The organism is Sinorhizobium sp. Y406, from assembly GCF_058732025.1.
On record NZ_CM178975.1, the window covers coordinates 523,252 to 544,753 of the forward strand.

Consider the following 21,502-nt stretch of genomic DNA (forward strand, 5'->3'; position numbering starts at 1 on the left):
CCCCTGTTCTTTCGTAATTTATTTTCTTAGACTGAGATAGAAACTCCATTCCGTCAACCGCAAATCACGAAATCGATGAATTAGTGAAATTCATTTTCATAAGCAGCAGCGTTTATCCGATTTGAGAGATAGGCAGCAAAACGCTGATCTTTCGTGGGAATGGGATGCCCTGATCCGTGGTGCTTCAGATGTGGGAGCGCTGCGCGAGTGCGTGCTCCACGGCCTGAAGCGCATCATGGATGAGCACGGCAAGGACCGCCACTATAAGCCCTCCCTGCAGCACGAAGGCGAGGTTGTTCGCCTGCAGCCCGGCGATGATGACTTCGCCAAGCGTCTTTGCCGCCACCGTCGAGCCGATCGTCGCGGTGGCCAGGCTGATCACGACGGACAGCCGAACGCCGGTCAGGATCACCGGCAGCGCCAGCGGAAGTTCGACCCTCAGGAGGCGCTGGCGCTCGGTCATCCCGGCGCCGCGCGCCGCCTCGATCACTGCCGGCGGCAGGGTCGTTAGCCCGGTCAGGGCATTCTCGAAAATCGGCAGCAGGCCGTAGAGAAAGAGGGCGATCAGCGTCGGCTTCTCGCCGAAGCCGAAGATCGGAACGGACAGCGCCAGGACCGCAACCGGCGGGAAGGTCTGGCCGATATTCACGAGGCTGCGCGAAAGCGGCAAAAACTCCGCCCCCGCCTCGCGGGTGACGAGGATCGCCAGTGACACGGCGACAATGATGGCGGCGAGCGTCGCGACGAGCACGGTCCTCAGATGCAGGACCGTCAGCCAGAGGAGGCTGCCGCGATTGTAGATCGCCGGCGCGTTTTCCTGAACCAGCGGCTTCAGCAGCGCTTCGAACCAGCCGGGCTGCAGCAGGAATGCCAGCAGGATGACAGCGCCGCCGAACCGCAGGAGATTGGCGGGGGAAACCATCACGCCGGCCTCGCCGCGCGCCGCACGAGACTTTCGAGACTGATCCTGCCGATAATCCTGCCGTCCGCTGCGGCGACGGGCAGCGCGGCACGGCCGGACCAGAGGAGTTCGGAAAGCGCATCGCGCTGGTTGAGCGTCGCCGGTATAGGTTCGCCCTCGGCGTGACCGGGCTCGAGCGCATCGCCGGCCGTCTCGATCGCAAGCAGGCGGAAGGGCCGTTCACTGGCACCGATCAACGCCTGCACAAAGGGGGTGGCCGGCCGGACCAGCATCTCGGCCGGCGACGCATATTGCACGACCTCACCCTTGTCCATGACCGCGATCCTGTCGGCGAGACGGAAAGCCTCCTCCATGTCGTGCGTCACGAGGATGATCGTCGTGCCGAAATGCTTCTGGATTGCCACCAGATCGTCCTGCGCCTTTGCGCGGATGATCGGGTCGAGCGCGCCGAAGGGCTCATCCATCAGGAGCAGGTTGGGCTCGGCTGCCAGCGCCCGCGCGACGCCGACCCTTTGCTGCTGTCCTCCGGAGAGTTCGTGCGGATACCGCGCGCCGAAGAAGTCCGGGTCGAGCTGGAAGAGCTCCAGCAGTTCCTCGACCTTGGCCTTGATCCGCGCCTTCTTCCAGCCGAGCAGTGTCGGGACCGTGGCGATGTTCTCCGCGACCGTCCGATGCGGAAAGAGGCCGTGGCCCTGGATCGCGTAGCCGATGCGGCGGCGCAACTCGAAAGCGGGCACGGACCGATTGTCCTCGCCGTCAATCCGGATCATGCCGGATGAGGGCTCGACCAGGCGATTGACCATTCTGATGAGGGTGGTCTTGCCGGAGCCGGAGGTCCCGACGACGACGGTGACCGTGTGCGGTGCGACGGCGAGCGAGACGTCGCTCACCACCTCGGCATCACCGTAGAACTTGCTGATATGCTCGAATTCGATCATGGCGCCTGGCTCCGGCCGCGATCCGCGGCGATCATTTCGATCAGGCAATCGAGCACGATCGCCGCCACAAAGGCCAGAAGCACGGTCGGGGCCGCTCCGAGCAATACGAGATCCATCGCCGTCTGGCCGATGCCCTGGAAGACGAAAACGCCGAAGCCGCCTCCGCCGATGAGGGCGGCGATCGTCGCAAGGCCGATATTCTGCACCAGCACGATGCGGATGCCGGCCAGGATCACCGGAAGGGCCAGTGGCAATTCGATTGCGAAAAGCCGCTGCCGGTCCGTCATGCCGATCCCGCGTGCGGCATCATTGGCGGCGCGCGGTACGCCGGCGAGACCGACGACCGTGTTGGCGACCATGGGAAGGAGGGAATAGAGAAACAGCGCGACGAACGCCGGAGCGAAGCCGATGCCGCGCACCCCGATCGCCATCGCCCCCGGGACATGAGCGGCAATCCAGCCGAGCGGGCCGATCAGGATGCCGAAGAGGGCGATCGACGGGATCGTCTGGATGGCGTTGAGCACGCTCAAAACAGCGTTGCGCAGTCGATCGACGCGATGGCAGAGAATGCCGAGCGGCAGCCCGACGAGAGCCGCGGCAGCGAGGGAGCCGAGCGCCAGCGTCAGATGTCGGCCTGCTTCCGCCCAGAACGTGTCGGCGCGGCTTGCATATTCCTTGAGGATAGAGAGCCCGTCCCAGCGGCCGGTCACCAGCATTGCACCGATGAGCGCCAGAACCCCGGCGAGGAAAAGGAGCCGGATACCCGGCCCCGGGGCGAGCCGCGTCAGCGCATCGGCGATAAGCAGCGCGAACGCGAAGATCAGTATCCAGAATCCGGAGGCCGGCGAGATGCGGGCATAGGCATTGTCAGCCGGCATCAGGTGGTCGGCGGAGATCCCGACGAGAAGTGCGAGCGCAACCAGAACCGCAACGGCGGCAGCCATGCGAACCGCCGCGGGGGTTTTCAAGAGCGCGATGGCGGCGCCGGCTATCAGGACGAAGAGCAGCCCATAGCCGAGCAATGGCGGCAATGCCTCGAGGATCGCCCTCGTTTCGCCCTGCACGATACGGTTGGCGCGGAACGTTGCAAAGGGCGCAAGGAAAGCGCCGTAGACCGCGAGAGCCGCAATGATCACGCCGAGCTTGTCGAGAGCAAGGGCCCTGCGCTGCTCTGTATCGGGAATGGTATCGATCGCCATAAACTCGTCCGCTCAATGCCGAAAGCCGGCGAGCGTCGCCCGAAGTCGGGTAACGCTCTTTTTGCGAGCTTATACCAAGTCTCGATGATGGGAACCGCCAGTGTTCAAGGTCTGACGCTTGGTACCGGAGTCGTAAGCCCGCTCAGGGTGGGATCCGGAAATTCGCAGCGAAAGTGCCAGATGGCTGCTTTTCTCAAACGTCGGCGCACAGCTCCCCGTCGGGACGGTATTGTGCTGTAGCGATCGGGACTGCCAACCGGTCCATGGTGCCGCCATCACGGAAGGACCGGAAGGATATGTGGTGGAGGAAACGGGCGAGGTCATACGTTACCGCGATTCTAGAGTGAAATCGTCTCCGGATGGCGAGTTTCATGTATGCATGCAACCGAGTAAGGTTCGCTCCCGAGCGATATGTCTCTTGTGCCGCCGCGGTCTTTTTAGGCTGAATTCACCAGCGTCTGACGCACGCTCGAGTGGAATGCGTTTGGAGCGGATCGGCCGTTTTTCGTCGCTGAGGACCTCACTGAAGCCTGGAATGTCGTTCCCCGGCCACAATCGCGCCTGCCCCCGTGGTCAGAGGGCAGAGTACACGGTCGATGCTACGTGTGACTGGAGGCGTCATGTGGCCGGCGCGGGCATCCGGCCGCTCCTTCCTTCACCTTAACGCTGAGCCCGTTCACTTCGAACATTTGGGGAGAGAGTGCGTTCAAAAAAGCGACACCTCATTGCTCGCGGCGATCGTCGCTAACGACAGCCGCGACGGCGGCATGATCAGCGGGCCAGACGAGCGCGGCGACGAGCAGCCCGGCCGCGGACATGGCGGCGAGAATTGCGAAGGTGAATGCGATGCCGACAGTCGCACCCGCCATCCCGGCCGTCAGATAGGCAATGAACCAGCAGGCATGGGTCAGGGCAAACTGGGCGGCAAAGAGAACGGACCGGTCCGACCTGCCTGCCGCCCGCGCGACCAATCGGCCGGCCGGCGTGAGGATCAGTGCATAACCCGATCCAAGGCTCAACCAGAGCAGCAGCATAGTTGCATAGCCGGTGATCGCAGCCCCGGCCCCCAAGCCGCCCGAGCAGAGACACGCGCCCGCCAGCATCACGACACGCTCCGGAAAGCGGTCAAGCAGCCTCGGTATGAGGACGGCCGCCGACATGGATCCAACGCCGAACACACCGATTGCCAGAACAGTGGCTTTCGGCTCGAGTCCCAGTTCCGACTGGACGAGGACAACCGTGTTGACGAGCACCATGGCGCTGGCGGTAGCCGCGCAGAAGGTTAGGGCGAGAAGACATCGCAGCATCGGCGTGCCGAGATAAATCCGAAGACCTTTCACCGCGCGCGCGCCCACGCCGAGGCCGACGGCGGGATTCTGCGCCGGGAGAGACACGGACGCTATCAGGGCCGCCGAAACGAAAAACCCTGCCACAGCAACGATGAAGAGCCCATCGAGCGGGACGAGGCTCAGGAGGAGGAGGGCAAGCAGGGGACTCGCCACGGTTTCCATATCGTAGGAGAGCTGGGTGAGTACGAGGGCCCGGGTGTAATCCTTCTCGTCGGGCAGGATGTCGGGAATGGTGGCCCGCACGCTCGGCACGAGTCCGGCAGAGACCGAATGCAGCAGCACGATCAGTACGTAGACCTGCCAGACTTCCGTGACGAATGGGAAGAGGAAAATCACCGCCCCGCGGGCGATTTCGAGCCCAATCAGGACGCTGCGTCGGGAGAACCGCTCAAGCCAGGCGGTGACGAAGGGAGAAAGTCCGACCGTGGTCAGCGTCTTCAGGGCAAGCGCCGTGCCGAGCACAGCGCCGGCCGCACTGCCGGCCAGCTCGAAGGCCATGAGCCCGAGCGCCACGGTCGCCAGCCCCGCCCCGACGAGCGAGGCGATCTGTGCCAGGTAGAAGGCACGGAAGGTTGGATTGGAGAGGACACTGAGCATCTGACGCGCCTGCAGGTTCTGGAATCCGGCCGTTCCGAGGGTTCACGCGCATGGCTGCGCCTGCCGACGCCTGGACTGAAATGCGCGGGGAGAGATTGCGTCGCTGTGGGATCGCTCGGAACAGAAGCCCGCGCGATCCCGAGATGACAGTTATTCGACGGAAAGATCCTTGGTCATCAGGTAATAGACCAGAGGATGCATATCGTAGTTCTTCACCCGCTCACTACGAGCATCGAAGGACGTCTCATTCACCAGATAGACGGTAACTGCCTCATCGAACAATTTCTTGGCAAGCTGCGCATAGATCTCGTACCGCGCCTTCGAATCGATGAGCGAAGATGCCTTCTCAATCTGCGCATCGACTTCTTCCGAGCAGTAGTGTGACATGTTGTAGCTGCCACCGCAGGAATAATCCGCCGTCAGAAAGCCGAAGGGATCGGCAATGTCGGTGAGATATCCACGCGACATCAGCGCCATGTCATAGTCGCCGGAGATCATCTGGGGTTCGATCGCCGTATACTCGGCCACGCGCAGATTGACCTTGATGCCGATCTCACCAAGTTGTGCCTGGATGATGGCACCAATGTCCCTCAGTTCGGTTCTTGACGTATAGGCCAGAAGTTCGAGCTGCAATTGCCCGGGCCGGATTCCGGCCTCCTCCAGCAACGCCTTCGCACGAGCCGGATCGTAGATCGGCTTGATGCCCTTTGGCGCCCAGGGATCGTCAGGCGAGAAGGCAGAAGCCGCAGCCGTCACCGTGCCTTCATAGACGCTTGCCGCAATCGCCTCGCCGTCGATTGCGGCCTGAATGGCCTGGCGAACGCGGACATCGTTGAGCGGTTCCTTCTTGTTGTTGAGCAGCAATTCGGTTACGCGCGGAGTTTTCAGCTGTATCAGTTCGATCCCCTGCGCCCCTTCCATTTGCTTGACGCCATGGGGCGGGATCAGACGAGCGATATCGGCTTCACCGCTGCGAACCTGAGTCATGCGGGTATTCGCATCGGGAATGAACACCACCATGCCTCCCTCGAGCGTGGGCTTGCCGCCCCAATAATTGTCATTGCGCTTGAATTTCAGATACTCCTTGGGTTTGACTTCGACGATCTCGAAGGGGCCGGTGCATCGGCCGACAGGATCAATCGATGCGCCCTGGTAGGCGGCCGGCGACAGGATTGTCGTGTTGGGTGCAGCGAGCTGCGCCGGAAGCAGGACCGAAGGGGTATGGGTGGTGATGCGGACGACCTTCTCCCCGACCGGTTCCACGGACTTGATCAGTTTCGGCGAGAAGGGCCGCGCCGGCATCTCTGCGGCGAGCAGATGTTTTAGCGCGCCGGTCACGGCCTCGGCTGTCAGAGGCGAACCGTCTTGGAATTGTACGCCATCGCGCAGCGTGAACTCCCATATCGTCGGTTCGACCTGCTCCCACGACGTGGCGAGACCCGGTTCAAGCTGCAGTTGCCAATTGAGGCGCACAAGCGTCTCGAAACAGCCGGCGCGGCTACCAAGGTAAGAATCGTCGCTGGCCATCTGCCAATTCGTCTGAACCGGCTGGAAATCGGCATAGGTGAGCGTTTTGTCTTCCTGGGCAATGGCGCTGGCGGTCAATGTCGTCGCGCATAACGCCGCAAGTGCATATCTCTTCATTTCCTGTTCCTCCTCCTATTTTGTTTCGTATCGACCTGTAACCGTCATGTCGAACGTGACGGGCAGCCAGCAATGCGCTGCCATTCGGCATGACAGCGCACCTCCCTTCATTTCGCCCTCCCTTGGGCTGGGCCCGCCTCTGGTGACTTTCCGGGCTGCAATTCCCGCCAGAAGTGGCAGCGTACCTGATGGCTCTCGCTCGCCGCTTCGAATTCCGGCTCGGCCTGTGAGCACTTCGCTTGCGCGTGGGCGCAGCGGGTGTGGAAGCGGCAGCCGCGGGGCGGGTTGAGGGGGCTCGGAAGGTCGCCGCGCAACTGAATCTCCGGCGCATAGAGCCCGGTCCGATCGAGCATGGAAGCGGCAATCAGTGCTTTCGTGTAGGGGTGGCGCGGCGTCTTGAAGAGCGCATCACGGTCGGCGACCTCAACGATCCGACCCAGATACATCACGGCAATGCGGTCGCAGATGTGGCGTACCACCCTGAGATCGTGAGAGATCATCAGCATGGTCAGGCCGTGGCGGCGCTTCAGATCCGTCAACAGATTGAGGATCTGCGTGCGCATCGAGGCGTCTAGCGCCGATGTCGGCTCGTCGCAGATCAGGAAGCGCGGCTCGAGGAGAAGTGCCCGACCGATGACGACGCGCTGCAATTGTCCGCCCGAGCATTGCCTGGGGTAGCGTTCATAGAAGCTTTCGTCCAGGCCGACTTCCGCGAGCATGCGCATGACTTTCACACGGCGCTCCTCGCGCGTTCCGATGCGATGCTGCGCCAGCGGCGCCTCCATGCTCGTGCCGATCCGCATACGCGGGTCGAGCGCCCCGAACGGGTCCTGGAAGACGAGCTGCACGGTGCGGCGCAGGCGCTTCAGATCCTTCCCGCTTGCCTCGGCAATCTCATGCCCCGCTATCTTTACCTCGCCGCTCGTTGGCGTTGTCTGGCGTGTCAATAGGCGAGCGATCGTACTCTTGCCGCAGCCCGACTCGCCGACAAGGCCAAGCACTTCCCCTTGTCCTATAGCGAAAGAGACACCGTCGACCGATTTGATCGAGAACGACCGGCTGAGGAAGTAATACTTCGCAAGGTGCTCGACCTCCACCAGTGGTGGTTGAATGGCCTGGCGGGCGGGCGGCTGGGCATTCCTCGTCACGGCCTGCAAAAGCGTGTGGCTGTTCATGCTGCCGTCTCCTTTTCGGCTTCGACGGCCCAGCAGCGCGTTACATGGCCATCCGGATCGGGTTTGAGCGCCGGCTCGGACCGCATGCACCGGCCGGTGAGGCCGTGCTGCGACGCCGCACTGCAACGCGGATGGAAGCGGCAGCCGCAGGTCAGTTCTCGTGCGTGTGTCCCCGAGCCGGGGATTGACAGCAATTGCCCCCTTGGATCGGGAACAAGCAATGAGCAGCGCATTAGCGCCTGCGTATACGGGTGTTGCGGCGACTCGAGAACCGCCTTCGCCGGTCCCTCCTCGACGATCCGCCCGGCATACATAACCGCGACCCGGTCGGCGAGCGCCGCGACGACGGCGAGGTCGTGGGTGATGAGCAGCGTCGCCAGGTTGCGCTTGCGTCTCTCCTCGTCGATAAGCCGCAGGATCTGCGCCTGCACGGTGACGTCGAGCGCGGTCGTCGGCTCGTCTGCGATCAGCATATCCGGATCGCCGCTCAGTGCTGCCGCCATCATCACGCGCTGCGCCATCCCGCCGGAGAGTTCGTGCGAAAAGCACCGCGCCCGCACCGCGGGGTCAGGGATTCCAACGTCGCGCAGAAGGTCGAGCACCCGACTCATGGCCGCCCGGTACCCGAGGCCACGATGCAGCCGCATCGGTTCGGCGATCTGGGCGCCGACCCGCGAGGTTGGATCGAGCATCGCCTGTGGCTGCTGGAACAGCATCGCCATGCGCCCGCCGCGCAACCGATTCATCTGCCGGTCAGCCAGCGACAGGACATCCTCGCCGTCGAAGCGGATGCGCCCGCCGGTAATCGCGCCGCCAGCTGGCAGCAGCCGCATGAGCGACAGCGCCGTCATGCTCTTGCCCGAGCCCGATTCGCCGACCAGCGCCAGAACCTCGCCACGGTCGAGTGTCAGGCTGAGCCCGTCGATCACCGGCGCCGATTGGCCCGGAAAGGCGACCTTGAGGTTCTCGATCACCAGCAACGGTTCGTTATTTTTATTCATCGCCTGAGTCTCCATCTCTGGCTTCGATCTCCAGCCCGTGCCCGATCCAGGTGACGCTGAGCGCCGCCACGAAGATCGCCAGGCCCGGCGCGATCATCAAGATCGGCAGCCGCTCCACATAGGGCTGTGCATCGGCGAGCATCAGTGCCCAGTCGGCCGCTGGCGGCTGTACGCCGAGCCCGAGGAAGGAGAGCGCTCCGACCGTGATCAGCTTGTGGCCGAAGCGCAGGAAGCTGACGGCCGCGATCGGACGGATGATGTTCGGAATGACGTGGCGGAGGATGATGAAGGACCGGCTGCATCCCAGCACCTCCGCCGCCCTAATATAACCCTGAGCATTGATTGCCAGGGTCAGCCCGCGGGCGAGCCGCGCAAACGGTGTCCAGCCGATAACCGTGAGAGAGGCGATCAGCGTCGCATAGCCGGGGCCGAAAATGGCAACCAGGAAGATTGCCACCACGACGTCCGGGATTGAGATCAGAACGTCGATGACGCGCATTGATATCTCATCGACCAGACTGCCTTGGACGCGTCCGGCGACGACGCCGATCAGCGTGCCAATGGCAAAAGACAGCAAAACTGTGACCATGGCGATGGTTACGGTGAAGCGACCGCCGACAAGGAGGCGGCTGAAGAGGTCGCGCCCGAGATGATCCGTACCCAGCCAGTGCTCCGCGCTCGGCGGCGACAGCCGTGCAATCAGGTTCTGCACGGCCGGATCATAAGGAGCGATCCACGGCGCCAGGATGAGTGTAATCACGAGCGCCACCAGGATCACGATCCCTGTGCGGAACGTCCAATGGCGCCGGCGGAGGAACTGCCACAGCCGCGGTGCGGCCGTATACCTAAGCCGCATCGGCGCAAGCGAGCTGGCAGACACACCTTGTGAAGTGTTGTCAATGCGCATGGCCGGACCTCACTGCCGGGTTAAGCACGACATAGAGCATGTCGGCGATTGTGTTGATCAGGATCGACAGCGCCACGATGGACACGAAACCGCCTTGCAGCATCGGGACGTCGCGATTGATGACAGCCTCATAGAGCAGCCGCCCCATGCCGGGGATCGCGAAGATAACCTCGATCACGACCGACCCGCCGAGGAGCCCGGCCAGCCACAGTGCAAAGAAGGTGACGATCGGCAAAGAGCCGTTGCGCAGGCCGTGGCGCATTACCGTCTGGCGCATGCTGAGGCCACGGCTGCGCGCTGCGGTGATATAAGGGGCCTGTAGCACATCCATCATGGCGGCCCGGGTCACCTGCGTGAAATAGGCCATCGGGCGCAGCGACAGCACTGTGGCCGGCAGCACTAATGCGGTCCAGCTCGTCCAGCCAGCGGACGGTAGCCATCCGAGGTAAAGTGCGAAAACGAGGATGCCCATCGGCGCCAGCCAATATTCCGGCGTTGCCACGAAGGTCTGGACCATCAGCGTCGTGGCGCTGTCGACCTTCCCGCCCGGCCGCGTTGCCGCCAAGGTTCCTAGCGGTATGGCGACGGCAGCGGCAATGCCGAGCGCCGTCAGCGCCAAGGTTATCGACACGCCGAGCGCCCGTCCGATCTCGGAGGCAACGGGCCTGCCGCTCGCGAACGAATAGCCCAGATCGCCCTGGACCGCCTGCCACAGCCAGGCGCCATATTGCACCGGCAGTGGCCGGTCGAGACCTAAATTGACGCGCATCGCCTCAACGGCGGCAGGATCGACAGCAAGGTCGCGAACCCGTGACATCAGTATCGTCCGCGCTGGATCGCCACCGCTCACATACGGCACGAGGAAAGCCATGAGCGAGACGCCAAGAAGCATCAGGCCTAAGATCAAGAAACGTTGAAGCCACGTCGTCCACATGCCCGTTCTCCCATTTTCGCGCCGCGGCCGCGAGTCGCCTCGCCACCACAGGACGCCGTGCAGAGGGAGTCTAAGCTCCGCCGAGGCTCCACTTCTGCAGAGCTCGAACAAGATGCGGACATCTCAGTCCTCCCATTTCCGGCGAGCGCCTGCCCCCTCTGGCTTATTGCGCTCCCCACCGCGGTTGGCTGTCGCAAAGGTCACACTGGACCTTCGCTTCCGTTCATTCCTTCATCTCTCGTCACTTCGGTCAAATAAAGTGTACTGCATTTCAAAAAGAAGAATATGCTAAATTACGAACACTAAAAGCATTTGCTATCGTTTCTAAGACATTTTTCGGGTATTCGAAGCATAGTCCGAATACCAAGTGTAACAACCTCCCGAGAAATATTCATCGAGATACTGAATTAACATAAACGCACCTGGAAAGTGGTAGAAGAACCTAGGTTTGATACTCAACCGTGGTCATCATTCCTCCAGTCATATGGTAGAGGTGGTGGCAGTGAAGCGGCCACTTGCCTGGGTTCATTGCATCGAAAGCGACTGTCACGCTGCCCTGCGACGGGACGAGCACGGTGTCGCGCACCGCTCCCGCGATCCGCTTGCCGTTGATGGCGACCACCTGAAAGTGATGGCCGTGCAGATGCATGGGGTGCGCCATCGTGGTCTGATCGCGGAAGGTGATCTCGACGCGCTCTCCCTCGGACACAGAGAGCGGTGCGTCTTCGCCGCTCCTCTTGCCGTTCAGCATCCAGACATAGCCGGGCGCCTCGGTGATGGTGACCGTGTGCTCGCGGTCGGCCGGTCGTCCCGCCAGTGGCTGCACAGCGCGCAGCTTTCCTTCGAGGGCGAGCCCTACCGCGTCGGCGGCTTCGTCTGTCTCTCCGCCGGTCCGTTCTACGGCGCCGGCCGAGGTGGCCAGTATGAAACCGGTGCGCGCACGCTCTCCCTCGCGGATGGCAAAGATCGGCCATGCGCCTTCGTTCTTCGGCAATTCCAGCGCGATATCGAGGCGTTGCGCGATGGCGAATTCGAAACGCCGTCCGCGGACCGGCTCGACCGGCATTCCGTCGACCGCGATCAGCCGCCCCTCGAGCCCGCCAAGGTCGATCCAGAAGTTAGTCGCGGCAGCGCCGTTGATCAGCCGTAGGCGCACCCGCCCACCGCGCTCCACCCGGAAGACTTCGGGATCGTCAAGCGTACGGTCATTGGCGAGGAATGCGTCGTATTCGACGTCGTTCAGGTGCGCACCTGCGGGCGCAGCTACACCACCTCCGCCAGAATGCCCGCCTGCTGCGGGCGCCGGAGCCCCATGACCCATCGCGGCGTGGCCCATTGCGGCATGATCCATGGGCGCAGCCTGTGCTTGGGCAGCTGCTTGGGCAGCCTGCCCGCCACCCTGCAAGCCGGCCAGCACCTCGGCCGGATCGCGGAAGGTGAAGTCGTGGAAGAGCACGACCACTTCCTGCACGTCTTCCCGAGCTTCGGCCGGGTCGCGCACGACAAGCGGGGCGGCAAGCAGGCGCTGTTCCTGCAGACCGTGATGGGAGTGCATCCAGTTGGTGCCGGCCTGCTTCAGCAAGAAGTCATAGTCGTGCGCGGCGCCGGGGGAAAGCAGCGCCTGAGAGACATTCGGAACACCGTCTTGCTTCCACGGAGGGGTAAGCCCGTGCCAATGAATCAGCGTCTCCTCGTCGAGCCCGTTTTCCAACCGCACCCTGAATGGACCGCCTGCCTCCGCGATAAGCCCGTGCGTGCCGTTAGCCTGCATCAGACCGTAAACCGTGGCGGCCCGGCCGTTGACCTCGATCGTTCTGGTTCCGGCCCTGATCGACGTTGCCGGCGCTGCGGAAGCGTGGCGCGCGGGGACCAGCAATGACGGACTGGCTACAGCCATAGCGGCGGCGGCGCAGGAAGTGAGAAACTGACGACGTGAGAGGTCTGGCATTCTCGTCTCCAACTCTTTTCCCTAGCGGCCGCTCACAGGATTTCTTTCTTTCGGCGCACGGGGTCGACACCGCCCGCCCCAAAGCGCGTGAGGTCCATGTGCCTGGCTTCAACCTCAATCGCGCCGGCCAAGTCCTCGAGGATCGGACACTCCGGGCGGTGGTCGCCATGACAATGTTCGGCCAGGTGTTTCAGTGCGTCTGTCATCGCCCGGAGTTCCTGGACCTTGTGTTCCAGTTCCGCGATGTGCTGGCGGGCTATACGCTTGACGTCTGCGCTGGCGCGATGGCCATCCGACCAAAGGGCCAGCAACTCGGTCAGTTGCGTCACGGAGAAGCCGAGATCCCGCGCCCGCCGGATAAAGCGCAGCTTGTGCACATCCTTCTCGCAGTAGATGCGGTAGCCCGCCTCAGTCCTATGAGCGGCCGGAATGAGCCCGATCTCTTCATAGTAGCGGATCATCTTTGTGGAAACGCCCGACTCTCGGGAAACATCACCGATATTCATTTCACATCCTCCAGTTTCTGCTCCGGCTCGAACGCCGCTTCCGGTGTGAAAAACACATCGACATGAAGTTCGTCGCGCTGAAGTCCGCGTTCGAGCAGGATCGGTGTCGCGCTGTCGGTCATTGCCGGCGGGCCCGCCATGTAGGCTTGCCAACCATCGAGATCCTGCAGATCCTCCGCAATGGCTTGGGTAACGGTGCCCGTGCGGTAAGCAGCGGAGCGCTCGACCTGCGAAAGAACCGGAATAAAGGTCAGGTTCGGATGGCGCTCGCAAGCGGCCGCGAAGTGATCGACCAGATAGAGGTCCCGCTCCTGGCGCACGCCGAAGTACAAGCGGATAGGCTGGCGGAATCCGTGGTTCAGCGCCGTCTCCACGACAGCCTTCATCGGCGCCATGCCGGACCCGCCGGCAACGGCCAATATCGGCCCGGTATGGCGGTGGCGCAGGAAAGCGCTCCCAAAGGGGCCGCGCACCGTCACCTCGTCTCCGACGGCCAGCGTGCTGGCTACCCGTTCGCTTGCCGCGCCATTGGGGATGCGGCGTATGTGGAACTCGAGTTCCCTTTCGCCAGGCCTGTTTGCCATGGAATAGTCACGCGTCGGCGCTCCCGGAAAGGAAAGCTGCGCATATTGCCCTGCGCTGAAGGAGAGCGGCAGGCCGCTTTCCGGCATGATCCTCACGCGCTTTATATCATGCGTGGCGTTGTCCAGCGAAATGACTCGTGCCTGGAACGTCTCAACCGGATGGTCCGCCCGGTCTTCCTCTCTGCCCAGCCAGGCGACCGTCGCGTCCGTCTTCGGCTGCGCCCGGCAGGCAAGGATCAGCCCCATGGCCCGCTCTTCGGGCGTCAGAGCGAAGGGCGTGTGCGGCAACAACTCAACCTCACCTGTTATCAGGCGCGACTTGCAGGAGCCGCAGCGACCTGAGCGGCAGCCATGGGGATAGGCGATACCCTGCTCCAGGGCCGCTTCCAGGATGGTGCGCTCGTCCGCTACCGCAATCTCCCGGTCCACCTGGCGGATATGGACTGACTTTCCCACGAGTACTCCTCCCTTGCCCATTGCTATTGCGCTGCCGCGAGGCGGCCATTCACGTCAGCCTGCACTGCGTCGAATTTCATGGGAGCCCGGAAGCGCTTGAGCCGCAGCGCGTTGCCCAAGACAAAGACACTGGACAGCGCCATCGCGCCGGCTGCGATCATGGGCGAGAGCAGCAGCCCATAGGCGGGAAACAGCGCTCCGGCCGCAACGGGTACTAGCACTGTGTTATAGGCGAAGGCCCAGAACAGGTTCTCCTTGATGTTGCGGATCGTCGCCTTCGAAAGGGCGATGGCATTCGGCACGCCGCGCAAATCGCCGGACATCAGCACGACATTGGCACTTTCGATGGCCACGTCGGTCCCCGTGCCGATAGCAATGCCGACATCAGCGGCCGCCAAAGCAGGGGCATCGTTGATGCCGTCCCCCACGAACGCCACCTTGCGGTCAGCGGCGCGCAAGTTTTCCAGCGCCTGGACTTTTCCGTCCGGAAGCACCTCGGCCACCACCTCGTCGATCTTCAGCCGGCGAGCAATCGCCTCGGCGGTTTTTCGGTTATCGCCGGTGATCATCGCAACTCTAAGCCCGAGCTTGTGCAGCGCGTTGACGGCCTCGACGGTTGTCTGCTTGATCGGGTCCGATACGGCGATCACCGCGGCGATCTTGCCGTCGATGGCCGCGAACAGCGGGCTCTTGCCTTCATCGCCAAGCCGATTGACTTCGCCTGCGAAGGCTGAGACATCGAGGCCGAGTTTCGTCATCAGCCGGTCAGCGCCCACCTGGACGGTGCGTCCCGACACCAGCGCCTTGGCGCCGAATCCGGGAATGGCGTCGAACCCTTCCACTTCAGGCAGAGTAAGACCTGCACGGTTCGCCGCCGCGATGATGGCTTCTCCGATGGGGTGCTCCGACCGTGTCTCGACGGCGGCCACAGCGGCTAGCACCTCGTCCCTGTCGAACCCCCCGGCGGGGATGAGATCCGTGAGTTCGGGACGGCCCTTGGTCAGGGTGCCTGTCTTGTCCATGGCGATCACATCAGCGCTTTTAAGCGTTTGGAGCGCCTCGCCCTTGCGGAAAAGAATACCCATTTCGGCGGCGCGACCCATACCGACCATGATGGAGGTTGGAGTAGCAAGGCCCATGGCGCACGGGCAGGCGATGATGAGCACGGCCACCGCGTTAACGAGCGCGAAGCTGAGCGCCGGCGTCGGACCAAAGAAAAGCCAGACGAGGAAGGTGGCGGCGGCTGCCAGCATCACTGCCGGAACGAACCATGCCGTGACCTTGTCGACAAGCGCCTGGATCGGCAACTTGGCGCCCTGCGCCTGCTCAACCATGCGGATGATCTGGGCGAGCACCGTATCGGCGCCGACCTTGGTGGCGCGGAAGGTGAAGGCGCCTGTCTTATTAATCGTGCCGCCGACCACGCTTGCCCCCAAGCCCTTTGCAACGGGCACGGGCTCTCCGGTGATCATCGATTCGTCGACATAGGACGAGCCGTCCACCACCTCGCCATCGACTGGCACCTTGTCGCCCGGTCGCACGAGAATGAGGTCTCCCATCTGCACCTGATCGAGCGGGACCTCGACCGTCTCGCCATCGCGCACAACTCTGGCAGTCTTGGCCTGCAGGCCGACGAGGCGCTTGATCGCTTCCGAAGTGCGGCCCTTGGCGCGGTTTTCCAGATAGCGGCCGAGCAGGATGAGGGTAACGATCACCGCAGCAGCCTCGTAATAAATATTGGCCGTGCCGTTGGGCAGGAGCGAAGATGCGAAGGTGGCGACGACGGAGTAGCTCCATGCCGCTGCCGTGCCGAGGGCCACGAGGCTGTTCATGTCGGGGGCCCCACGCAAGAGAGCGGGCACGCCCTTGCGGAAGAAGCGGAGGCCGGGTCCGAAGAGCACGATCGTCGCCAGCAGGAACTGCAAATACCAGCTCTCCTGCATGCCAATACTGGTCATGACAAAGTCATGGATCGCCGGCACGAAATGCGACCCCATCTCAAGCACGAAAATGGGAAGCGTCAACACGGCCGAGAGGCTCAAGGCACCCGCGAGACTGCGCGCCTCGCGATCGCGAGCCTCTGCCTGTGCATCCTCGGGGTTTTCGGCAGCGACTGCCCGGGCGGTGTAACCCGCCCGCTCGACGGCCGCCATCAGGTCCTGGATACTGGCAGCGCCGCTAACCACGTGCAGGAAGGCCCTCTCGGTGGCAAGGTTCATCGTGGCGTCGAGGACACCCGGCACCCTTCTTAGCGCCGCTTCAATGCGATTGACGCAGGAGGCGCACGTAGCGCCTTCGACTGCGAGTTCTATGCTGTCCGTTTTCGTGGAATAGCCGGCGTTCTGAACCGCCTTTAAAATGGCACCCAAATCCGCCGGGCCTGCGAACGCCACATCGGCGCGATCCGTCGCCAGGTTCACGGCGGCGGACTTCACACCAGGTACGGTTCGAATAGCCTTCTCGATTCGATTGACGCAGGAAGCGCAGCTCATTCCTTCGACATAGATGCCGAGAAGAGCAGGATTTGTAGCAGTCGCCGGGCTCATGTTGCTCCTCCGAAAAATCGACTGCATCTGTTTGTAAGGCTTACAACGGTCGGAAGGTCAAGCCCCCAAAAAAATTTATTTCGGCCGCATAAGGGTGAAAAAAGTTCTTGACCTTCCAACCGTTGGAAACGGCAGGATGCGTGTGCATCAATGATTACCCAGGAGATGAAATTTATGTGCGGAGAACATCAGCATCATGCTTCCAGCGCCAGCGAACCTGCCGTTTCGGGGGTCCGCTTCAAGGTAGCCGACATGACCTGCGACCATTGCGCGGGTACGATACGCAAGGCCTTCGCGACGACCATGCCGGGGACCGAGATCTCCATTGATCTGGCGTCTCGGGAGGTTACGGTAGCGGGAGACGCGGCCGCAGCCGCAGAGACCCTTCGGACAGCCGGCTACGAGCCCCAGCCGATCGGCTGAACCACGAGAGCAGCCGCTCGGCAGTGATCAAGGCAAACCTCTGAGGCTCCGACATCGAAGGGTCTCGGAGGCGTGCGCCTGGGGAGCGGCCGTGTCTCACGGGACCTGGTATTCGGATCGACGGCTTTCACGGCTTTCCACTGCACTAACGCAATGCCCCCAGGTCATGTCGGGGACGTCGATGTGGTGCACTTGGAAGTCTCCTTTTTATCTGAACCCGATCGGTGGAAACCAAGGGTCGGGACGTATAATCGAATGGAGTCGTGCGGCTGCCAGGGTGAGCCCGCAAGTCTGATGGTTGAGGACTCGACCAGGAGACGAGTGTTCTCTGCCGCGGCATCAGACTTCCCCAACGCCGTGGGCGGGGTACCAGACTGACGCAGCCGCCGATCAGGCCCGGCGAGAGCTTCCTGTACGAGTTCATCCTGCCGGATGCGGGACCTTCTGGCGCCACCCGCATGCAACAGTCTCGCGCAGCTCGGCGGCAGTCTTGCCGGAGCGGTCATCGTCGAGCGAATCGCTGTCGACCGTAACGGACAACACGCTCGAAATAGACCGCTCAAATCAGGTGCTCAGGTGTTCGGGCCAAGCATGTTTGTTCTGGCTTCGACAATGTGGTCGTACATGTTTCGCTCGGCCTCTCTGCTGTCGCGATCTTTGATGGCGTCAAGAGTGGCCTGATGCTTTGCGATATAGGCCTTCATGCGCTCAGGGGTTAGGGACTGCTCCTTCATTTTCCCCCACAGGTTTCCCGCCCGTACCGTGTGAATGCCTTCATAGAGCGAGGCGAGAAGACCATTGCGGGCGGCTCCGACAATGATGCGGTGAAAGACAGCGTCCCATTTCTCGAATTCGACCAGGGTTTCCGCCGCGCTGCCCCGATCGATCGACTTCTGCATTTCGTCGATCTCCTGCCTGGTAGCCCGTAACGCCGCCAACGCCGCGATCTTGGGCTCCATGATCAGCCGAACCTCGAAAACTTCGGCCGGATAGGTGCGCAACGCATCTCCCGTGCTGCCTGGCGGGCGACGCAGCGCCGTCGAGGTAACCCCGCTGCCGGCGATGAATGTTCCCCTGCCCACATGCCTGATGAGCCGGCCCTCCTTCTCCAGAGAAGCAAGCATCCGTCGAAGTGCGGTGCGCGGCAGCCCGAGTTTGAGCGCTAGGTCGCGCTCAGGCGGTAACCGGTCCCCCGGCTCCAGACCTTCCGCCTCGATGAAATCCTTCAAGACCGCGCTCATGGGCCCTCGCCAAATATTTTCCGCAACCAAATTGATCTACATTGACACCAATTTCAACACCAATCCTCTAACCGCGTGTCAAACCTGATTGGTAGCGAAGGGTGCTGAACCTGGGCCAGCTCCCGCGCAACAAACCAACCCCTTGTCTCTCGGCCTCGGCTTAGCAGTAGTCGGCGATGCTCCTGCCCAGTTGTTCATCCCCGCCGTGATCGTGACCCAAACACTCGGGTAGCTGCTGAGCAAACTGTTCTATGTACGCTTTCCGCCCAGCTGGGAGCAATTGCCGCAGCATTCTCGTCGGCGGCTTGATCAGACACCGACGACGGCATTCGTCACGGGCATTCTTAGCTTGCATTCAGCAGACAGGCGTTGCCCTCTGTCGTCCATGATAGTATATCCCCCTATATCATTATCCGGGTAGTTTGGGAACTTCATGATGCCATCCCGCAACCTGCATGGTCATTCCGACCCTCACAGCCAGGATCACGGCCATCGCCACGAGTCCAGTCGGGCGCTCAACGCGGCTCATGATCATCTTTTCCTCGGCGACAGCCACGCTCGCAACGAGCGGCGGACCTGGCTCGTCATTGCCATCACCGCCACTATGATGGTGGTGGAGATCGTCGCAGGAAACCTGTTTGGGTCGATGGCGCTTGTGGCCGATGGTTGGCACATGTCGACACATGCCGCCGCCCTGCTTATTACGGCGCTCGCCTACCTCTATGCTCGCAAACACGCCCATAACCGGCGTTTTTCTTTTGGCACCGGCAAGCTCGGTGATCTTGCCGGCTTTGCCAGCGCCGTCGTGCTCGCCCTGATTGCTCTGCTGATCGGCTGGGAAAGCCTCATGCGTCTCAGAAGTCCTGTCGCCATCGACTTCAATGAAGCGATTTCCGTTGCTGTCGTGGGTTTGGCTGTCAATCTCCTTTGCGCATGGCTTCTGAAAGACGATCATCACCACCACGGGCACGATCCCGGTCATCACACGCATCATGACCATGCGGGCGAGGACAAGAACCTTCGGGCAGCCTATCTCCATGTCCTGGCCGATGCACTGACGTCGGTACTGGCGATCGCAGGGCTGGCCTGTGGTAGCCTTTATGGTTGGACCTGGCTGGACCCCGCCATGGGCATCGTCGGCGGCTTGGTCATCGCGCGCTGGTCATGGGGGCTCATTCGCGATGCCGGCTCGGTGCTGATCGACTACATTCCGGAAGACGAGGACCTGCCGGACGAAATCGAGGGGATCATCACGCGCGAAGGTGCGGACATCGTTGATCTGCACGTATGGCAACTCGGACCGGGCCATCACGGCGCCATCGTTTCGATCGTAACGGACAAGCCCCGTGCGCCCTCCTATTATCGGGATAAGCTTGCAGCTATTCAGGATTTGTCGCATGTGACCGTCGAGATTGAAGCTCGCGCGGCTTAAACCGGGGCGACAAGGAACTGCACATGAGCCACACCATCCGCGAAAAACAAAAGCTGATTAATCGCGTGCGCCGCATTCGCGGCCAGATGGAGGCTGTCGAGCGTATGCTCATCGACGAGAAGGACTGCGCCGAAGTCATGCAGGTGCTCGCCGGGGTGCGTGGCGCCGTCAACGGCCTCATGGGCGAGGTGATCGAGGACCATGTCCTGATGCACGTCGCCGCCGAGGGGCTATCCCAGAAGGAACGCGACGAGGGCGCTGCCGAACTGATCGATGTTCTGCGCGCCTACCTAAAGTAGCGGTCGGTTTTGCGGGCCTGCGGTACAGGCTTCGGCGCCGGTTCGACCGCGAGCTTCCGTCAGACTGACGTTCGTGGCCGTCGAAGGCGGCTCCGGCTAGCCTGTGGCCCCCGGTCGGTTCGCCGCGCGCAGCCTCGGATCTTCGCCTGTCGCGGCGAGAACTAAAGTAAAGCGCGGGTGCAAATGTCCGCGAAATGCGCGGTCGCGGTCAATAGCCGTTTCCGGTTCGGGAGCCGGCCGTTCTGACTGAATGCTAGCGAGGTCCGCAATGGGTCGGAACAGGTAATTCGCACTCGGTACCAAGCATCAGATTTTCACCACTATGATCCTATCATCGAGACTTGGTATTACTTCAGGAAACCGTTCTTCTTCAGAAAATCCTCTGCGACAGCTTTGGCGGGCTCGCCGCCGACCTGCACGCGGCCATTGAGTTCCTGCAGCGTCACCAGATCGAGCTTCTCGAACACGGGTTTCAGGAGCGTCTCGATTTCCGGGTTCTCCTTCAGGACCGCTTCGCGAATGATCGGCGCCGGCTGATAGACCGGCTGCACGTTCTTGTCGTCCTCGAGAACGACGAGGCCCGAGGGGGCGATGCCGCCGTCGGTGCCGTAGACCATTGCCGCATTGGCGCCGTTCGTCTGGTTCGCGGCCGCCGAAATCGTCGCCGCCGTATCGCCGCCCGAAAGCGTGATGAGCTGTTCCGGCTTCAGCGTGAAATTGTAGGCGGTCTGAAAGGCGGGTAACGCGGCGGCCGAGTTCACGAATTCGGCGGAGGCTGCAAGCACGACCTCGCCACCTTCGCTCACATATTTACCGAAGTCCGACAGGGTCTTGAGGTTGTTCTCGTCGGCAACCTCCTTGCGCAGTGCGATCGCCCAGGTGTTGTTGGCCGGCGACGGCGTCAGCCAGACGATCTTGTTGGCTTCATAGTCGAGCTTCTTGGCCTCTTCATACGCCTTGGCTGCATCCTTCCAGATCGGGTCGTCCGCCTTCTCGAAGAAGAAGGCGGCGTTACCGGTATATTCCGGATAGATGTCGATCTCGCCCGCGGTGATCGCCTTGCGCACGACGGGCGTGGCGCCGAGTTGGACACGGTCCGTCGTCTCGATGCCATTGGCATTCAAGACGGCGAGAATGATATTGCCGAGCACGCCGCCCTCCGTGTCGATCTTGGAGGAGACCACGACGTCGGACTTGGCCGCGGCGGAGGTGAGCGCAAGGGCTAGAGCAGTACCGATAAGCGTTTTCACCAAAGTCAGGCGCATGATTGTCTCCCTCGATTTGATCCCACGGTGTTGATTATGGATTCTCGGCTGCGTCCGTTCGAGCTGCCATATAGGTCAGCGTTCGGCGAAAAATAGAGTAAGCTTCCCCTCCGGACCTGAGGTTGAATTTGCCCGA

18 protein-coding genes are annotated in these 21,502 nt (G+C 62.2%); 3 read left to right on the forward strand and 15 right to left on the reverse strand.

All coding sequences use genetic code 11. From position 1 onward, the window contains the following. Positions 1-184: 184 nt before the first annotated feature. The 13 genes from AC4P1R_RS19405 to AC4P1R_RS19465 all read right to left on the reverse strand — a co-directional run bounded on the left by AC4P1R_RS19405 (position 185) and on the right by AC4P1R_RS19465 (position 16,706). Entirely contained in the window at positions 185-922 is a 738-nt protein-coding gene (locus AC4P1R_RS19405; protein ID WP_151613963.1) for an ABC transporter permease, read from the reverse strand. Then, positions 922-1,860, reverse strand: coding sequence for an ABC transporter ATP-binding protein (locus tag AC4P1R_RS19410; RefSeq protein WP_151613675.1), 939 nt, complete (start codon positions 1,858-1,860; stop codon positions 922-924). The genes AC4P1R_RS19405 and AC4P1R_RS19410 overlap by 1 nt, the downstream gene beginning before the upstream one ends. Beyond that, positions 1,857-3,059, reverse strand: a complete 1,203-nt coding sequence (locus tag AC4P1R_RS19415; RefSeq protein WP_151613676.1) for an ABC transporter permease — start codon at positions 3,057-3,059, stop codon at positions 1,857-1,859. The genes AC4P1R_RS19410 and AC4P1R_RS19415 overlap by 4 nt, the downstream gene beginning before the upstream one ends. 722 nt (positions 3,060-3,781) lie before the next feature. After that, entirely contained in the window at positions 3,782-5,005 is a 1,224-nt protein-coding gene (locus AC4P1R_RS19420) for an MFS transporter (RefSeq protein WP_151613677.1), read from the reverse strand. 150 nt (positions 5,006-5,155) lie between these two features. Next, positions 5,156-6,649, reverse strand: a complete 1,494-nt coding sequence (locus AC4P1R_RS19425; RefSeq protein ID WP_069456935.1) for an ABC transporter substrate-binding protein — start codon at positions 6,647-6,649, stop codon at positions 5,156-5,158. Positions 6,650-6,756: 107 nt separating this feature from the next. Beyond that, the gene (locus AC4P1R_RS19430) at positions 6,757-7,824 is read right to left on the reverse strand and encodes an ABC transporter ATP-binding protein (RefSeq protein ID WP_151613678.1); all 1,068 of its coding nucleotides are present in this window, start codon (positions 7,822-7,824) and stop codon (positions 6,757-6,759) included. Beyond that, the gene (locus tag AC4P1R_RS19435; RefSeq protein WP_151613679.1) at positions 7,821-8,825 is read right to left on the reverse strand and encodes an ABC transporter ATP-binding protein; all 1,005 of its coding nucleotides are present in this window, start codon (positions 8,823-8,825) and stop codon (positions 7,821-7,823) included. Before AC4P1R_RS19435 ends, AC4P1R_RS19430 begins: the two co-directional genes overlap by 4 nt. Continuing rightward, positions 8,818-9,732: an ABC transporter permease gene (locus AC4P1R_RS19440; protein ID WP_106407743.1), complete on the reverse strand. Its 915-nt coding sequence runs from the start codon at positions 9,730-9,732 to the stop codon at positions 8,818-8,820. Before AC4P1R_RS19440 ends, AC4P1R_RS19435 begins: the two co-directional genes overlap by 8 nt. Beyond that, a complete protein-coding gene (locus tag AC4P1R_RS19445; RefSeq protein ID WP_069456938.1) occupies positions 9,722-10,666 on the reverse strand; it encodes an ABC transporter permease in 945 nt (314 codons plus the stop codon). The genes AC4P1R_RS19440 and AC4P1R_RS19445 overlap by 11 nt, the downstream gene beginning before the upstream one ends. A 442-nt stretch (positions 10,667-11,108) precedes the next feature. Further along, entirely contained in the window at positions 11,109-12,614 is a 1,506-nt protein-coding gene (locus AC4P1R_RS19450) for a multicopper oxidase family protein (protein WP_151613680.1), read from the reverse strand. Between the two features lie 32 nt (positions 12,615-12,646). Continuing rightward, positions 12,647-13,120: a Cu(I)-responsive transcriptional regulator gene (gene cueR, locus AC4P1R_RS19455; protein WP_151613681.1), complete on the reverse strand. Its 474-nt coding sequence runs from the start codon at positions 13,118-13,120 to the stop codon at positions 12,647-12,649. Then, the gene (locus tag AC4P1R_RS19460; RefSeq protein ID WP_255642789.1) at positions 13,117-14,181 is read right to left on the reverse strand and encodes a 2Fe-2S iron-sulfur cluster-binding protein; all 1,065 of its coding nucleotides are present in this window, start codon (positions 14,179-14,181) and stop codon (positions 13,117-13,119) included. The genes cueR and AC4P1R_RS19460 overlap by 4 nt, the downstream gene beginning before the upstream one ends. Before the next feature lie 2 nt (positions 14,182-14,183). After that, positions 14,184-16,706 carry a heavy metal translocating P-type ATPase gene (locus tag AC4P1R_RS19465; protein WP_151613683.1) on the reverse strand — a complete coding sequence of 841 codons (2,523 nt, stop codon included), beginning with the start codon at positions 16,704-16,706 and terminating at the stop codon, positions 14,184-14,186. A gap of 174 nt (positions 16,707-16,880) precedes the next feature. Between AC4P1R_RS19465 and AC4P1R_RS19470 the strand changes: the two genes are divergently transcribed. Beyond that, positions 16,881-17,129: a heavy-metal-associated domain-containing protein gene (locus tag AC4P1R_RS19470; protein ID WP_069456985.1), complete on the forward strand. Its 249-nt coding sequence runs from the start codon at positions 16,881-16,883 to the stop codon at positions 17,127-17,129. 572 nt (positions 17,130-17,701) lie between these two features. Here AC4P1R_RS19470 and AC4P1R_RS19475 read toward each other — a convergent pair. Then, positions 17,702-18,370: a FadR/GntR family transcriptional regulator gene (locus AC4P1R_RS19475; protein ID WP_069456943.1), complete on the reverse strand. Its 669-nt coding sequence runs from the start codon at positions 18,368-18,370 to the stop codon at positions 17,702-17,704. Positions 18,371-18,803: 433 nt separating this feature from the next. Here AC4P1R_RS19475 and dmeF point away from each other — a divergent pair, with 433 nt between their 5' ends. After that, positions 18,804-19,802 (forward strand): CDF family Co(II)/Ni(II) efflux transporter DmeF, encoded by a 999-nt coding sequence (gene dmeF / locus AC4P1R_RS19480; RefSeq protein ID WP_151613684.1) that lies wholly within the window; start codon positions 18,804-18,806, stop codon positions 19,800-19,802. Positions 19,803-19,825: 23 nt separating this feature from the next. Beyond that, positions 19,826-20,101 carry a metal/formaldehyde-sensitive transcriptional repressor gene (locus AC4P1R_RS19485; RefSeq protein WP_015886866.1) on the forward strand — a complete coding sequence of 92 codons (276 nt, stop codon included), beginning with the start codon at positions 19,826-19,828 and terminating at the stop codon, positions 20,099-20,101. Positions 20,102-20,448: 347 nt separating this feature from the next. Here AC4P1R_RS19485 and osmF read toward each other — a convergent pair whose 3' ends face one another. Next, positions 20,449-21,366, reverse strand: coding sequence for a glycine betaine ABC transporter substrate-binding protein OsmF (gene osmF / locus AC4P1R_RS19490; protein ID WP_151613685.1), 918 nt, complete (start codon positions 21,364-21,366; stop codon positions 20,449-20,451). Between the last annotated feature and the right edge of the window lie 136 nt (positions 21,367-21,502).

Coding starts and splice junctions, on each gene's coding strand:
- AC4P1R_RS19460 (WP_255642789.1), bottom strand. CDS start 14,181: ATGGGCAAGGGAGGAGTACTCGTGGGAAAGTCAGTCCATATCCGCCAG.
- AC4P1R_RS19425 (WP_069456935.1), bottom strand. CDS start 6,649: ATGAAGAGATATGCACTTGCGGCGTTATGCGCGACGACATTGACCGCC.
- AC4P1R_RS19470 (WP_069456985.1), top strand. CDS start 16,881: ATGTGCGGAGAACATCAGCATCATGCTTCCAGCGCCAGCGAACCTGCC.
- AC4P1R_RS19415 (WP_151613676.1), bottom strand. CDS start 3,059: ATGGCGATCGATACCATTCCCGATACAGAGCAGCGCAGGGCCCTTGCT.
- AC4P1R_RS19450 (WP_151613680.1), bottom strand. CDS start 12,614: ATGCCAGACCTCTCACGTCGTCAGTTTCTCACTTCCTGCGCCGCCGCC.
- AC4P1R_RS19485 (WP_015886866.1), top strand. CDS start 19,826: ATGAGCCACACCATCCGCGAAAAACAAAAGCTGATTAATCGCGTGCGC.
- AC4P1R_RS19405 (WP_151613963.1), bottom strand. CDS start 922: ATGGTTTCCCCCGCCAATCTCCTGCGGTTCGGCGGCGCTGTCATCCTG.
- AC4P1R_RS19445 (WP_069456938.1), bottom strand. CDS start 10,666: ATGTGGACGACGTGGCTTCAACGTTTCTTGATCTTAGGCCTGATGCTT.
- AC4P1R_RS19440 (WP_106407743.1), bottom strand. CDS start 9,732: ATGCGCATTGACAACACTTCACAAGGTGTGTCTGCCAGCTCGCTTGCG.
- AC4P1R_RS19465 (WP_151613683.1), bottom strand. CDS start 16,706: ATGAGCCCGGCGACTGCTACAAATCCTGCTCTTCTCGGCATCTATGTC.
- cueR (WP_151613681.1), bottom strand. CDS start 13,120: ATGAATATCGGTGATGTTTCCCGAGAGTCGGGCGTTTCCACAAAGATG.
- osmF (WP_151613685.1), bottom strand. CDS start 21,366: ATGCGCCTGACTTTGGTGAAAACGCTTATCGGTACTGCTCTAGCCCTT.
- AC4P1R_RS19420 (WP_151613677.1), bottom strand. CDS start 5,005: ATGCTCAGTGTCCTCTCCAATCCAACCTTCCGTGCCTTCTACCTGGCA.
- dmeF (WP_151613684.1), top strand. CDS start 18,804: ATGATGCCATCCCGCAACCTGCATGGTCATTCCGACCCTCACAGCCAG.
- AC4P1R_RS19435 (WP_151613679.1), bottom strand. CDS start 8,825: ATGAATAAAAATAACGAACCGTTGCTGGTGATCGAGAACCTCAAGGTC.
- AC4P1R_RS19410 (WP_151613675.1), bottom strand. CDS start 1,860: ATGATCGAATTCGAGCATATCAGCAAGTTCTACGGTGATGCCGAGGTG.
- AC4P1R_RS19430 (WP_151613678.1), bottom strand. CDS start 7,824: ATGAACAGCCACACGCTTTTGCAGGCCGTGACGAGGAATGCCCAGCCG.
- AC4P1R_RS19475 (WP_069456943.1), bottom strand. CDS start 18,370: ATGAGCGCGGTCTTGAAGGATTTCATCGAGGCGGAAGGTCTGGAGCCG.